Below are 13,181 nucleotides of genomic sequence, written 5' to 3'. Positions count from 1 at the left end.
TATTTCTTTAGAGGGAGGTTTAGCATGTTTATCTTGATAAATAGGAACAGATTGTTATATATCTTTACAATTTTTATTATGTCAATTGCTCTCTTTTTTGCAGTTAATACTTATGTTATCAAAGGGAGCTTTACAAGGCATGCAGCTAATAACCAACAACAATTTCTGATATTGATACATATAGATGAAAAAACACTTTATTTATTTGAAAATGATAAATGTATAAAGAAATACCCTATTGCATCGGGAAAACCCGGATGGCCCTCTCCAATAGGAGAATGGAAAATAGTTGAAAAAAGCCAATGGGGAAAAGGCTTCGGCGGAAGATGGCTGGGCTTGAATGTCAGATGGGGTAATTATGGGATTCATGGTACAAAAAATGAAGCTTCAATTGGAAGGTCTGCAAGTCATGGATGCATACGTATGTATAATAGGGACATAAAAGAGCTATACAATATAGTGCCTTTGGGAACAGCTGTAGTTATCCGGAACGGCCCATTCGGTCCCTTTGGAATGGGATTCAGAAATCTGAAACCGGGAGACAGGGGGTCTGATGTTCTGGCCGTTCAAGAAAGGCTAAAACAATTGGGATATTTTAATGGATATGAATCAGGTATATATGAGGATGATTTGAAAGAGGCTATCTTTCAATTTCAAAAAGATCATAATCTTAAAGTAAAAGTTACAATTTCCACGCCAGATTATAATGCAATGGGTTATTCGGAATTTGAATAGGATTTTAGAAAAGGTCATGGGTGTACTGTCTGAAATTACTGGAATTTCTAATTTATCTTAGTTCTCAGTTGGATAACCCTCCCATTCACTTCTAATAGCTGTTTGGTACGGTGAACAGGAGACTATCCCAAAAGGAGACGCCTTTATCCAATCAGGCGATTACCGTACACCATTATTCTACAATTTGGCCATGCTTTTCGTAGTTGGTTTTACAGGTAATACGATTATTGCCATCAACAAATACTACATTGGGTTTATGCTTCTGGGCTTCTTCCCTGGTCATCTGTGCATATGCCATGATAATAACTTTATCACTTATTTGTGCATACCTGGCAGCTGCACCATTTAGACAAATCACACCCGAACCCTTCTCACCTGCAATTGTATATGTTTCAAGTCTTTTGCCGTTATTAATATTTACTACGCAAACTTTTTCGTACTCCATAATCCCTGCTGCTTCCAAGAGATCTTCATCTATGGTGATACTTCCTACATAGTTTAATTCCGCCTGCGTAACTGTAGCTCTATGGATTTTTCCGCTTAATAATGTAATATTCATACCTGCACCTCTTATAAAATCAATCAAATTGTTTAATCGGGTATAAAAGAAAAATTGTCAATTAGTCTGACATTTCCTATATAAACCGCCATAGCTATCAGAACAGGTCTGTCTATAGTATTAACCTGCTGCATTGTCATTGCGTCTACAGCTTTTAAATAATCTATCCTTGCTAACGGCTCCTGGTCTATGATATCTTTCATTTTCTTTAAAAGAATATCTACTTCCCTGCATCCTTCTTTAACCATACCTTTACCGGCGAAGATTGATTTACTTAGTGCCAAGGCCGCTTTTCTTTCTTCACTGTTCAGGTAAGTATTTCGGGAGCTTTTTGCAAGACCGTCTTTTTCTCGGATAATGGGGCAGCCGACAATTTCAACATCCATGCTTAAGTCCTTTACCATCCTTCTTATGATAGCCAACTGCTGTGCATCCTTCTCACCAAAATAAGCTTTGTCCGGATTTACAATATTCAGCAGCTTATTTACAACAGTGCATACTCCCTTAAAATGTACCGGGCGGCTAAGCCCGCATAATTCCTCGCTCAGAACCGAAATGTCCACAGAAGTACAAAAGCCCTCAGGATACATCTCACCAGGTTCGGGGTTGAATATTAAATCCACACCTAATTCTTCGCAATACTTTGAATCCTTTTCCAAGTCTCTGGGATACTTGTCCAAATCTTCTGTAGGCCCAAACTGCATGGGATTTACAAATATACTTACTACTACTTTTGAATTTTCACGAGCTTTAATAATAAGGCTTCCATGGCCTTCATGCAAATACCCCATAGTAGGAACAAAGCCGATTGACAAGCCTTGTTTTTTCCAATCATTGACTATCATTTTTACTTCATTTATCGTCTTTGCTACTTTCATAATATATCCTCCGAAATCAACTTCTCAATAACCGCTGCATCTATCTTATAAGAATGTTCTTTTTCCGGAAAAGTTGATTCCTTTATTTCACTTATATACCTTCTAAATGCCGATTTCATCTCCGAACCTACATCAGCATACTTTTTTACAAATTTAGGAGCGATATCAGAATAAATACCCAGCATATCCTGATATACAAGTACCTGCCCATCACAATATTTTCCTGCGCCTATTCCAATTGTGGGTATGGAAAGCTTATTTGAAATAATTTTTGAAAGCTCTGCCGGAACACATTCCAGTACAACAGCAGTAGCACCGGCAGCTTCAACAGCTTTGGCATCATCGATTAATTTAATGGCTGCTGCTTCATCTTTACCCTGTACTTTAAATCCACCGAAAGAATTTATGGATTGAGGTGTCATACCCAAATGTGCTACCAAAGGTATTTTTGCATCTACAATTGCTTTTATCTGAGGACATACTTCCTTGCCACCTTCAAGCTTTACTGCATGTGCATTTCCTTCCTTTATCAATCTTCCTGCATTTACTACAGCATCGTAAACAGAAGTCTGATAAGACATGAACGGCATATCCGCAACAATAAATGCATACTTACATCCCCTTGATACTGCCGCCGTATGGTGTATCATGTCCTCCATGGTAACTGATAAAGTATTCTCATATCCAAGCATAACCATGCCCAGCGAGTCTCCCACCAGAATACAATTAACTCCTGCTTCATCCATCAATTTTGCTGTAGAATAATCGTAAGCTGTCAGCATACTTATTTTATCGCCGTTTCTTTTCTGATTTTGAATAGACGCAGCTGTATTTTTTATTCTATTTCCTTCTACCGTCATTCCATCAACGCCCCTATCGTATCTACTTAATTTTGCCCTAAAAGGTCTTCCAATTCAATGTAATTTTTTTCAGGATTTTTAATTTTAGCTATTTTTACTAATTTCCTGGATAACGAAATATATATATTTTTTTCTTCTTCTGATAGAGCCTGAAGATGCTTTCGTACGGTCATTATATCATTACGCTCAACAGGCCCTGTTAACGCCTCTGCCAATCCCTGTTTTTCAATATTTTCAATGGCATGACCCATTAGAAAAAGAACGGATTTTATTGCTTCTTCCCGGGTAAAACCACATTGTTCCAGAATGTCTGCTCCCTGCCCGGCAAGTGCAATCGGCTGATTACTGGCAAAAACCGCTGCAGCATGATATTTAATTTTCTGGGTCGAATCAATTATTCTGGTACTGTTTCCAAGGCTTTTGAACAATTCTTCTACTTCCTGCAAACGCTCCTGACTTCCTTCAATTGTTATCAAGGCATCATATAGATTTTTATATGAGGAGGTTTTGCTGCTACACGAAAAAAGAGGATGAATTGAATAACCAAATGCCCCTTTCTCGCCAACCCCCTTAAATACATCGGAACACAATGCTCCTGAGCAATGACAGATTATTTTACCTTCAATAGATAATTCTTTTATATCATCCCATACGTTTTGTATAGTATTATCAGTGGTTGTAATAAATATAATATCACTACACTTAACAAGCTCACTTAATGACGTATATACTACCGACAGTGTAAAATCTGCTGCTTCGACTGCAGCATTCATATCAGTATCATAATACCCCGTCAGTTCTATATTATTTTGTTCAAAGTATTTTCCAAGAGTATTGCCGACTTTTCCTGCTCCAATAAATCCTACGTTCATTACAAGTAACCTCAATAAGCATATTTGGTTATATACCCAACTTAATTATATGTATAATATACTTTTTCAAAGTGTACTTGTCAACCTTTTACAAATATCGCAAAATCAGTTCCTCTTGGTGTTCATTTATTCTACAGTTGTTACTTTACTACTGACAGACACCGATTTTTGTTGGTGCGGGTTACTTCTTTTTAACAAGAAACAGATAGGTACCGCAATCAGTACTATAATCATAGATATGAAATAAACATCATTTATACCCATTACAAAGGACTTATCACTTATAAGTTCCTTGCTCAGTTTTAATGCATCACCTGTTTTTACAAGGTCAACAGCATGTTGTTTTGCCTGAAAAGTCAGTAATGATGTGAAAATACCTATTGATAAACAGCCTATACTTTGAGTCACCCAGTTGTTAACGGAAGAACCGCTGCCTACAAGTTTCCTATCCAGAGATGACATACCGATATTAGTTATAGGAGAAGTCGCCAATGCTATTCCCATATTACGGAGCATCATGTATACTACTACATAAGTATGACTGCTGTCTACGGTTAAATGAGACAAAAAATATGATCCCACTGCCATTGAAATTACTCCTGTTATAACAAAAATTCTGGGGTCAACACGGTTGCATAGTTTTCCTACAATCAGCATACTCAACGCCATAACCAGTGAAGACGGAAGCAGAATCAATCCAACATCCAAAGCTGATAGATGCTGAGCATTTTGTAAAAATAACGGAGTCAGTAATGACCCTGCATAGAGGCCCATCGTAATGACACTCCTGATTATAACACTGACAGTGAACCCTTTATTTTTAAATATACTCAAATTAAGAATAGGATTCTTGGCTTTCAATTCGCGGATTATAAATACTGTCAGAACTATTAAACCTACTGCCATAAATATTATAGTTGTAGGCGAGGTCCAACCCCATTTTGCAGCCTCGCTGAATGTTGTCAAAAGCAAGATGCTCGCTGCCAAGCATGTTGTAAAACCGAACAAGTCAAAACTTGCAGGTGGATTCAGCTTATAAAACGGAATAGCTTTAATAATTAATAGTATTGCAATTATTCCAAAAGGTATATTGATTAAAAAGATTGCTTTCCAATCAAAGATTTGTATGAGCCAACCGCTTAATGTAGGCCCGAATGCAGGGGCAAGCATTGCAGAAAGACTCCATAAGCTTATTGAAAAACCCTGCTTTTCTCTGGGTACAACCTGATAAATAATCGACATGGTTGAAGGAACTGCAAACCCATTAAAAATTCCCTGCAATATACGAAAAGCTATTAAGGATTGTACATTCCAAGATGCTATACATAATAATGAGCATAATGTAAATCCGGTAATTGAAATCAGGTATGTTCTTTTATAGCTGAATTTTTCTCCAAAATAGCAGGTTATTGGTGCCATAATTCCGGTTGCAAGCATAAAGCCTGTCATAGTCCACTTCACCATGTCAAGACTGGTATTAAAATGACCCATTAAATAAGGTAATGCTATATTAATAGTACTGGATGCTAGACTCATGAGAAATGCGCCTGTGACTAATGCAGTCATTAATAATGCATAATTTGATTTGCTTTGTTCATTGATTTCCATTAAAAAACTCCTAACGATGTTTGTTTTTAATAATTGATTATATGTCGATATTGACATATAATATTTTACATATTACACTTGTAATTTTAATATGTCAATATTGACATATTGGATAAGGATTGCATATGAACAAATTATCTTATGGGTTACTTAGTTTTTTATCAACCGAACCAATGACCGGATATGATTTAATGCTTAAGCTGAATCAGTTCTGGCGTACTACCCACAGTGCAATATACCCATTGCTTGCTGAACTGGAGGAAAAACAATACGTTACATATACGATTGTTGGCCAAAATAGCAAGCCTGATAAGAAAGTTTACGAAATAACGGATACCGGCAGAGAAGTTCTCAAGAATTGGATTTCGTCACCAACTGATGAAGCGGTTCGAAAAGATGAAATGATGCTAAAAATCTATTGCATACAAGGTTTTGACGGTTCAACTATTGAAAAGTTAATTAGTGAAATGGAAGAAAAGTACCAAAAGCAGCTTATTAGATACACTGAGTCTCTGAATAAGCTGACATCCGGTGTTAACAATAAATTTGATTCCTTTAAATCACAGGGATTCGGCTCTTATTTGCTGCTTGAGAAAGCAATATGTGACGTAAAATTATCAATAAAGTGGTGCAAATGGATTCGAGAGATATATAGTCGAAATCAGGAAATTGACTGTATCCATGATAATTTTAAACGATTTCAGGAAAATTAGATTAATAACTATAAAAGCAGGCATTGTAAAATGCCTGCTTTTCCATACACTCTATTATTAAAATTCAAATTTATTTTCAAAATATGCCGCAAGATCTTCAATTTTGATTCTAACCTGCTGCATTGTATCTCTGTCTCTTACTGTAACACTCTTATCTTCAAGTGAATCAAAGTCAAAAGTAATACAATATGGTGTTCCTATTTCATCCTGTCTTCTGTATCTCTTACCTATGCTTCCTGTTTCATCATATTCACAGTAATAGGTCTTAGTTAACATATGGTAAACCTTTTCTGCTTCTTCGCCCAATTTCTTTGAAAGCGGAAGAACAGCTATCTTTACAGGTGCTATAGCAGGATGGAATTTTAAAACAGTTCTTACGTCACCCTCTGCAACTTCCTCTTCGTTATAAGCATCACACAGGAAAGCCAGTGTAACTCTGTCAGCACCCAAAGACGGCTCTATACAATATGGAACGTACTTCTCATTTGTAGTAGGATCAAAGTATGACAAGTCATCTTTTGCATGAATCATGTGCTGTTTCAAGTCAAAGTCAGTTCTGTCTGCAATTCCCCAAAGCTCTCCCCAACCAAATGGGAAAAGGAACTCAATATCAGTAGTTGCATTACTGTAATGTGAAAGTTCTTCCTTTTCGTGGTCACGTAGCTTCAGATTTTCCTTTGTCATATTCAGGCTTAGGAGCCAGTTATAACAAAAATCCTTCCAATATTTAAACCATTCAAGGTCTTTTCCGGGTTCACAGAAGAATTCAAGTTCCATCTGTTCAAATTCTCTGGTTCTGAATGTAAAATTACCGGGTGTTATTTCATTTCTAAAAGACTTACCTATCTGTCCGATACCAAAAGGTATTTTTTTTCTGGTTGTACGCTGTACGTTCTTGAAATTAACAAAAATACCTTGTGCAGTTTCCGGTCTCAAAAATATTTCAGCCTTTGAGTCTTCAGTAACACCTTGAAAAGTCTTGAACATAAGGTTGAACTTTCTGATTTCAGTGAAGTTTGCAGATCCACAATCAGGACATTTTACACCTTTATCCTTTATGTATTGCATTAATTCTTCATTTTTCAGACCATCAACTCTGAATTCAATATTGTTTTCTGCATTCCAATCTTCAATAAGCTTATCTGCCCTGTGACGTGTTTTACAATCCTTACAGTCAATCAAAGGATCACTGAAACCGCCTACGTGGCCTGATGCCACCCATACCTGAGGGTTCATAAGTATTGCACAGTCAACTCCTACATTGTATGGACTTTCCTGTATAAATTTACGCCACCAGGCTTTTTTTACGTTATTTTTAAGCTCTACGCCAAGAGGACCGTAGTCCCATGCATTTGCCAGTCCTCCGTATATATCGGAACCAGGGTAAACAAACCCTCTGTTTTTAGCTAATGCAACTATTTTTTCCATTGTCTTTTCAGCTGCCACTTTACAACGCCCCCTATTTTATCCCGCTCTTTGTTCTAACATATGTTATTTTATCCTCTGCTATCTCGTGTATAGCAATAGTAACTTCTTTATCGGAGTTAAACTTAGTCAATTTGTTTGCCCCGTCTACTAATTGTCTTGCTCTTTTTGCAGCCTCAACTGCTAATGTGTACCTGCTGTCTACCTTTTTCATCAATTCGTTAATTGAAGGATAAATCATAATATAATACCTCCCGTATTACTTGAATAAGCTCTCTATCATTTCAGTATTTCTGGACGGCTTTAACCGCTCGCTATCTAAAACCTTTTCTATATTCAAAACAGCTTCATCAACACTGTCATTCAAAATTAAATAGTCATATTTTGATACATATTTAATTTCGTTTGCAGCCTTTTGCAATCTTTTTTCTATAACATCAGTACACTCTGTAGCTCTGCACTCTATTCTCCTTCTTAATTCATCAAAGGACGGCGGCAGAATAAATATAAGTACGGAATCAGGGTACTTTTGCTTTATTTCAAGAGCCCCTTCAACGGTTATTTCCAATATTATGTCCATACCGTTTTCCATGCAGGAATCAACATATGACTTTGGTGTACCATAGTAATTGTCACAGTACTTATCCCACTCAATGAGGGCATCATTCTTTATCATATCCAAAAATTTGCTTTCCGAAACAAAGAAATAGCTCTGGCCCTCGATTTCACCTTCACGTGGCATTCTGGTAGTAGCTGAGACAGAATACCTTACATTATCCCTTTGAGACAACAACTTTTTGCATACCGTACCCTTTCCTGTTCCTGAAGGTCCGGACACTACAACTAAAAGGCCTTTTTGTTGCATGATCTCCTCCTACTCGGTTACTGAATCTTCATCAGTTTCATTGTCATCGTTGTCCTTGGTATTTAATCTGTGAGCTACTGTTTCGGGCTGTACCGCTGATAATATTATATGGTCACTGTCGGTAATTATTACTGCTCTTGTCCTTCTTCCGTATGTTGCGTCAATCAACATACCTCTGTCTCTTGCTTCCTGAATAATTCTTTTAATTGGTGCCGACTCCGGACTTACAATTGCTACAAGTCTGTTAGCGGAAACAATATTCCCAAAGCCAATATTTATAAGCTTCATACAATCCTCCTGATATCTATTCCATATTCTGAATTTGTTCTCTTATTTTTTCTGCTTCACTCTTTAATTCCAGAACGTTCTTTGTAATAATTATGTCATTTGATTTTGAACCGATTGTGTTTATTTCTCTGTTTATTTCCTGAACCAAAAAGTCAAGCTTTCTTCCAATAGGCTGTTTCTTTATATTTAATATATCTCTTAACTGTGTTAAGTGACTTCCCAGTCTTACCAATTCCTCATCTACACCGCACCTGTCAGCAAATATTGCCACTTCCATTGCAATCCTGTTTTCATCTACTGTTTGCTGATTCAGCAATTCTTTTATTCTGTACTCCAGCTTTTGCTTATATTCAGTGACAACCTGAGGACTTCTTTGGGAAATATCTGATATAATGGTTTCCATATAATCAGCTTTCTGAAGTAGGCTATTTCTCAGTTCATTTCCCTCTTTTTCTCTCATTTGGAGAAGCGAAGTTATTGCCAAGTCTAATGCTTTTTTAAGAACAGACCATAAATGTTCTTCATCATCTTCATTTTTCTCTATTCTTAAAACATCCGGAAAACGGGAAATAAGTGATACACTCAAGTCGTCCTTCAAGCTATATTTTTCCTTGAGCTTTTCAACTGCCTGTATGTAAGCACTTGCCAGTGGCTCATCAAGTGTAACACTTCTGGAATTATCTGAGCGGTCTTCGAATGATATAAATATATCTACTTTACCTCTAAAAAGGTTTTGAGAAGCTACTTCTCTGACTCTTTCCTCAAGATAACCAATCTGTCTCGGTAATTTTATATAAAAATCAATATAACGATGGTTTACAGTTTTTATTTCTACAGTAAATTCTTTGCCATTATCACTAAAGGTTCCTCTACCGAAACCTGTCATACTTCTAACCATATATGCCTCCGGTAACTGGGATAAAATTTAACCCAAAATATAACTATTAATCCCGCTTAGTATTATAACACAAATTTGCAGAATTTAAAGGATAAATTACTATTTTTCATATATTTTTATCAATTTACTTCAATTTACTAGTGTTTTTAATTTGTTTCAACGTTTACTGTAATAATGTGTTATCACTTAAAATTTATAAAAAATAAAATGGAGGACATTATCCCCCATTTATATAATAGACATATTATCAGAGATTTATAACATTTTCGATTGCTTGTTGAACCCTGGTTTTATCAAAGGGTTTAACAATAAAATCTTTGGCTCCCATTTTTATTGCATCTATTACCATAGCCTGCTGCCCCATTGCCGAAACCATTATTATCTTGGTAGCAGGACTTACTTCCAATATTTCCTTTATAGCCATAATTCCATCCATCTCTGGCATTGTGATGTCAAGAGTCATTATATCAGGTTGATTGCGCTTTGCCTGTTCTATAGCTTCACGGCCATTGGCACCTTCACCTACTACATGATAGTTTGTATTTTCTTCAATCATTCTTTTAATTAAGGTTCTCATAAATACTGCATCGTCAACAACAACAAATTTAAGTTCTCCCATTAGACACATCTCCTAATTCATACATCAAAAGTGATAAAGCTACCATTCCGGCAGTTTCCGTGCGTAGGATTCTTGGCCCCAGAGATATCTTCTTAACCCCTCTGTCTTCAGCCATTTGAACTTCTTTTTCTTCAAACCCACCTTCAGGACCAATGATAATACTTCCACTGGTAATTCCTTCATACCGGGGTACAATATTTTTAAGCCCAACCGCACTTTCCTTCTCATAAGGTATAACTGCCAGTTCTGCTTGAGACGCCATTTCAACAGCTTCTTTAAAGGTTATGGGATAGAGAATATTGGGAATCGTTCCCCTATTACACTGCTTTGCTGCCTCTCTTGCTATCTTTTGCCATCTCGCAAGCTTATTTTTAGCATCTTTATCAGTATTTATCTTTGAAACACAACGTTCTGTAATCACAGGAACTATTTCCCATACTCCAAGTTCAACACATTTCTGTATAATTAACTCCATCTTGTCCGACTTTGGCAAGCCCTGAAACAAGGTAACTTTTAATGGCGATTCTGTAAAATTTTTATTTACATCTGTTATTACACACAAAATTGAACTATCATTTATTGTTTCTATTTCAGCTGTGTAGTCAAATCCTCCACAGCACACAGTTACTTCGTCCTTTATCTGAGCCCTTAGCACTTTTTTTAAATGCTGAAAATCTTCACCGGTTATGTTAATTCTGCCATTAGCTATTTGAGCTTCTTCTACAAAGTATCTGGACATTTAAACACCATTGCCACCCATTCTCCCATTTCAAGGGTTTCTATCCGTGACATCCCGTTTTTTTCACACGCATCTATTACTTCCTGTTTCCTTTCTTTGATAATACCTGAAGTAATAAACAAGGATTCCTTTTTTAAATAATAAGGTATATGCGAGGACAAGTCAATAATTACATTTGCTATTATATTAGCTACTATTATATCGTATTTATGTTCTTCCTGCTTCAAATCAGACAATATAGCCTTGTATGCCGATATTTTTGACATTTCCTGATTCAACTCGATATTTTCCTTGGCAACTTTCACAGCAACTTCATCTATATCAATAGCTTCAACTGTTTTTGCACCAAGTTTCGCTGCTATTATTGAAAGAATACCTGTTCCGCAGCCAATATCAAGAACCTCTGTATCATCCTTCATGTACTTATCAAGCAATATAGAACACATCTGCGTTGTTTCGTGAGTCCCTGTTCCAAAGGCCATTCCGGGATCCATTTGTATTATTATTTCGTCACCTTTGGGACTATAATCTTCCCAGGTTGGTTTTATTACTATTCTATCTGTTAGCTGAAGGGGCTTATAGTACTTTTTCCAAGCTGTAGACCAATCCTCATCATCTACTTCGCCATATCCCTCAAGACCTTTTCCAATATTCAAAAATTGGGAAATATTCCCCAATCCATCTTTTATTTTCTTTAATAGCTCGTCTATATTATTTCCGCTCTGGAAATATGCCTGTATAATAACATCCTCACCTAATGATTCAAGGAATTCATCATCTGCATAGTCCAGAGTATTTGGCTTTAATATTTCTTTTTTTATATCAAAAGGGTCCTTGATAGCTACGCCTCCGGCACCCATTGTCGTAAGCATTTCGGAAACCGCATCACTTGCTTCGTCAGTAGTACTTACCCTTATTTCATACCATTTCATATTTATCCGTTTGCCTCCATGAGCAGTAAAATTCTTAATTATTTAAATGCATCCTTCATTTTGTCAAAAAAGCCTTTTCTCTGCTCATGGGATTCATCACCGCTAATTTCGGCAAATTCCCTCAGCAATGCTTTTTGTTTGTCATTGAGTTTTTTCGGAACCTCAATATTTACTTTAACATACTGGTCCCCGCGGCCATTCCCTCTCAAATAAGGTATTCCTTTGCCCTTTAATCTGAAAACAGAGCCTGTTTGAGTTCCTTCAGGTACAGTATATTTAACTTTTCCGTCAAGAGTAGGTACTTCTAATTCAGCACCTAACGCTGCCTGTGTAAATGTAATTGGTACATCGCATACAACATTATTTCCCTGTCTTGAAAATAGAGGATGAGGTTTTACACGGATGTTAACATACAAATCACCGTTTGGGCCACCTTTTAATCCAGGGTCTCCACCACCTCTTAATGAAATGGTCTGACCGTCATCAATTCCCGCAGGAATATCTATCTTTATTTTCTTTGTACTCCTCAATCTGCCTTTTCCGTTACAAGCGGGACAAGGCTCTGTAATAATCTTTCCTTCACCTTTACATGCATCACAGGTCTTAGTGTTTATGAATTGCCCAAATGGAGTGTTTTGTTTTATCTGAACCTGCCCTGTTCCGTTACAATGGCTACAGGTTGTTACGTTACTTCCGGGTTTGGCTCCTGACCCGGTACATTTTGAACATACTTCCATTTTGCTTACATTTATTTCCCGTTCAATACCGAAAGCAGCCTCTTCAAAGCTGATCTCCATAGAGTATTTAATGTCAGCACCCTTTTGAGGACCTCTTCTTGTTTTGCTTCTGCCTCCAAAGCCTGAGCCTCCAAAGAAAGTTTCAAATATATCTCCGATTCCACCAAAGTCAAAATCAGAGTTGAAACCTCCTGCACCGCCAAATCCGTTAGGGTCTGTTCCCGCATGACCAAACTGGTCGTACCTGCCCCTTTTCTGAGAATCACTAAGAATCTCATAGGCTTCATTTACCTCTTTGAACTTAGCTTCTGCAGTCTTATCTCCCGGATTGACGTCCGGGTGGTACTTTTTTGCAAGATTTCTATATGCTTTTTTTAGTTCAGCATCAGAAGCGTTTCTCTCAACGCCCAATACTTCGTAATAATCTCTTTTTTCTGCCATCCAATTCAACTC

At 36.9% G+C, this 13,181-nt stretch carries 16 protein-coding genes; 2 read left to right on the top strand and 14 right to left on the bottom strand.

The features are described from left to right. Positions 1–24: 24 nt before the first annotated feature. The gene (locus L323_RS26460; RefSeq protein WP_020814656.1) at positions 25–735 is read left to right on the top strand and encodes a L,D-transpeptidase family protein; all 711 of its coding nucleotides are present in this window, start codon (positions 25–27) and stop codon (positions 733–735) included. A 172-nt stretch (positions 736–907) separates the two neighbouring features. Here the strand turns inward: L323_RS26460 and panD are convergent, their stop codons facing one another. The 5 genes from panD to L323_RS26435 form a co-directional block, all read right to left on the bottom strand. Continuing rightward, the gene (gene panD / locus L323_RS26455) at positions 908–1,294 is read right to left on the bottom strand and encodes an aspartate 1-decarboxylase (RefSeq protein ID WP_020814655.1); all 387 of its coding nucleotides are present in this window, start codon (positions 1,292–1,294) and stop codon (positions 908–910) included. Between the two features lie 32 nt (positions 1,295–1,326). Then, entirely contained in the window at positions 1,327–2,172 is an 846-nt protein-coding gene (gene panC / locus L323_RS26450) for a pantoate--beta-alanine ligase (RefSeq protein ID WP_020814654.1), read from the bottom strand. Further along, entirely contained in the window at positions 2,169–3,011 is an 843-nt protein-coding gene (gene panB / locus L323_RS26445) for a 3-methyl-2-oxobutanoate hydroxymethyltransferase (protein WP_031341835.1), read from the bottom strand. Before panB ends, panC begins: the two co-directional genes overlap by 4 nt. A 47-nt stretch (positions 3,012–3,058) precedes the next feature. Further along, positions 3,059–3,904, bottom strand: coding sequence for a Rossmann-like and DUF2520 domain-containing protein (locus L323_RS26440; protein ID WP_020814652.1), 846 nt, complete (start codon positions 3,902–3,904; stop codon positions 3,059–3,061). Between the two features lie 126 nt (positions 3,905–4,030). Further along, entirely contained in the window at positions 4,031–5,512 is a 1,482-nt protein-coding gene (locus L323_RS26435) for an MDR family MFS transporter (protein WP_020814651.1), read from the bottom strand. A 125-nt stretch (positions 5,513–5,637) separates the two neighbouring features. On the opposite strand from L323_RS26435, the gene L323_RS26430 reads away from it, so the two are divergent. Then, positions 5,638–6,225, top strand: a complete 588-nt coding sequence (locus L323_RS26430; protein WP_020814650.1) for a PadR family transcriptional regulator — start codon at positions 5,638–5,640, stop codon at positions 6,223–6,225. A gap of 57 nt (positions 6,226–6,282) precedes the next feature. On the opposite strand, the gene L323_RS26425 is transcribed toward L323_RS26430, so the two are convergent. From L323_RS26425 to dnaJ, 9 genes are all read right to left on the bottom strand, one after another. Further along, on the bottom strand, positions 6,283–7,671 hold the full coding sequence (locus tag L323_RS26425) for a glycine--tRNA ligase (RefSeq protein ID WP_020814649.1): 1,389 nt from the start codon (positions 7,669–7,671) through the stop codon (positions 6,283–6,285). A 13-nt stretch (positions 7,672–7,684) separates the two neighbouring features. Continuing rightward, a complete protein-coding gene (gene rpoZ, locus L323_RS26420) occupies positions 7,685–7,891 on the bottom strand; it encodes a DNA-directed RNA polymerase subunit omega (RefSeq protein WP_020814648.1) in 207 nt (68 codons plus the stop codon). An 18-nt stretch (positions 7,892–7,909) separates the two neighbouring features. After that, positions 7,910–8,515: a guanylate kinase gene (gene gmk, locus L323_RS26415; RefSeq protein ID WP_020814647.1), complete on the bottom strand. Its 606-nt coding sequence runs from the start codon at positions 8,513–8,515 to the stop codon at positions 7,910–7,912. Positions 8,516–8,524: 9 nt separating this feature from the next. Then, complete coding sequence (gene remA, locus L323_RS26410) at positions 8,525–8,803, bottom strand: extracellular matrix/biofilm regulator RemA (RefSeq protein ID WP_004617885.1); 279 nt, start codon at positions 8,801–8,803, stop codon at positions 8,525–8,527. Between the two features lie 16 nt (positions 8,804–8,819). After that, positions 8,820–9,701 (bottom strand): YicC/YloC family endoribonuclease, encoded by an 882-nt coding sequence (locus L323_RS26405; RefSeq protein ID WP_020814646.1) that lies wholly within the window; start codon positions 9,699–9,701, stop codon positions 8,820–8,822. A 247-nt stretch (positions 9,702–9,948) separates the two neighbouring features. Beyond that, positions 9,949–10,320, bottom strand: coding sequence for a response regulator (locus L323_RS26400; RefSeq protein WP_020814645.1), 372 nt, complete (start codon positions 10,318–10,320; stop codon positions 9,949–9,951). After that, positions 10,307–11,059: a 16S rRNA (uracil(1498)-N(3))-methyltransferase gene (locus L323_RS26395; RefSeq protein WP_020814644.1), complete on the bottom strand. Its 753-nt coding sequence runs from the start codon at positions 11,057–11,059 to the stop codon at positions 10,307–10,309. The genes L323_RS26400 and L323_RS26395 overlap by 14 nt, the downstream gene beginning before the upstream one ends. Next, positions 11,041–11,991: a 50S ribosomal protein L11 methyltransferase gene (gene prmA, locus L323_RS26390; protein WP_020814643.1), complete on the bottom strand. Its 951-nt coding sequence runs from the start codon at positions 11,989–11,991 to the stop codon at positions 11,041–11,043. Before prmA ends, L323_RS26395 begins: the two co-directional genes overlap by 19 nt. A gap of 38 nt (positions 11,992–12,029) precedes the next feature. Beyond that, complete coding sequence (dnaJ, locus tag L323_RS26385; RefSeq protein ID WP_020814642.1) at positions 12,030–13,169, bottom strand: molecular chaperone DnaJ; 1,140 nt, start codon at positions 13,167–13,169, stop codon at positions 12,030–12,032. Positions 13,170–13,181: the final 12 nt, after the last annotated feature.

The sequence above is a fragment of the Ruminiclostridium papyrosolvens C7 genome (assembly GCF_000421965.1).
GTDB lineage: Bacteria > Bacillota > Clostridia > Acetivibrionales > DSM-1351 > Ruminiclostridium > Ruminiclostridium papyrosolvens_A.
The sequence above is the reverse complement of the archived record's forward strand: the minus strand, read 5'-3'. Positions and strand labels throughout refer to the sequence as shown.

Excerpts from the sequence above, each read along its gene's own strand:
- L323_RS26460 (WP_020814656.1), top strand. The coding sequence starts at position 25 with ATGTTTATCTTGATAAATAGGAACAGATTGTTATATATCTTTACAATT.
- panD (WP_020814655.1), bottom strand. The coding sequence starts at position 1,294 with ATGAATATTACATTATTAAGCGGAAAAATCCATAGAGCTACAGTTACG.
- panC (WP_020814654.1), bottom strand. The coding sequence starts at position 2,172 with ATGAAAGTAGCAAAGACGATAAATGAAGTAAAAATGATAGTCAATGAT.
- L323_RS26440 (WP_020814652.1), bottom strand. The coding sequence starts at position 3,904 with ATGAACGTAGGATTTATTGGAGCAGGAAAAGTCGGCAATACTCTTGGA.
- L323_RS26435 (WP_020814651.1), bottom strand. The coding sequence starts at position 5,512 with ATGGAAATCAATGAACAAAGCAAATCAAATTATGCATTATTAATGACT.
- L323_RS26430 (WP_020814650.1), top strand. The coding sequence starts at position 5,638 with ATGAACAAATTATCTTATGGGTTACTTAGTTTTTTATCAACCGAACCA.
- rpoZ (WP_020814648.1), bottom strand. The coding sequence starts at position 7,891 with ATGATTTATCCTTCAATTAACGAATTGATGAAAAAGGTAGACAGCAGG.
- gmk (WP_020814647.1), bottom strand. The coding sequence starts at position 8,515 with ATGCAACAAAAAGGCCTTTTAGTTGTAGTGTCCGGACCTTCAGGAACA.
- remA (WP_004617885.1), bottom strand. The coding sequence starts at position 8,803 with ATGAAGCTTATAAATATTGGCTTTGGGAATATTGTTTCCGCTAACAGA.
- L323_RS26405 (WP_020814646.1), bottom strand. The coding sequence starts at position 9,701 with ATGGTTAGAAGTATGACAGGTTTCGGTAGAGGAACCTTTAGTGATAAT.
- L323_RS26400 (WP_020814645.1), bottom strand. The coding sequence starts at position 10,320 with ATGGGAGAACTTAAATTTGTTGTTGTTGACGATGCAGTATTTATGAGA.
- L323_RS26395 (WP_020814644.1), bottom strand. The coding sequence starts at position 11,059 with ATGTCCAGATACTTTGTAGAAGAAGCTCAAATAGCTAATGGCAGAATT.
- prmA (WP_020814643.1), bottom strand. The coding sequence starts at position 11,991 with ATGAAATGGTATGAAATAAGGGTAAGTACTACTGACGAAGCAAGTGAT.
- dnaJ (WP_020814642.1), bottom strand. The coding sequence starts at position 13,169 with ATGGCAGAAAAAAGAGATTATTACGAAGTATTGGGCGTTGAGAGAAAC.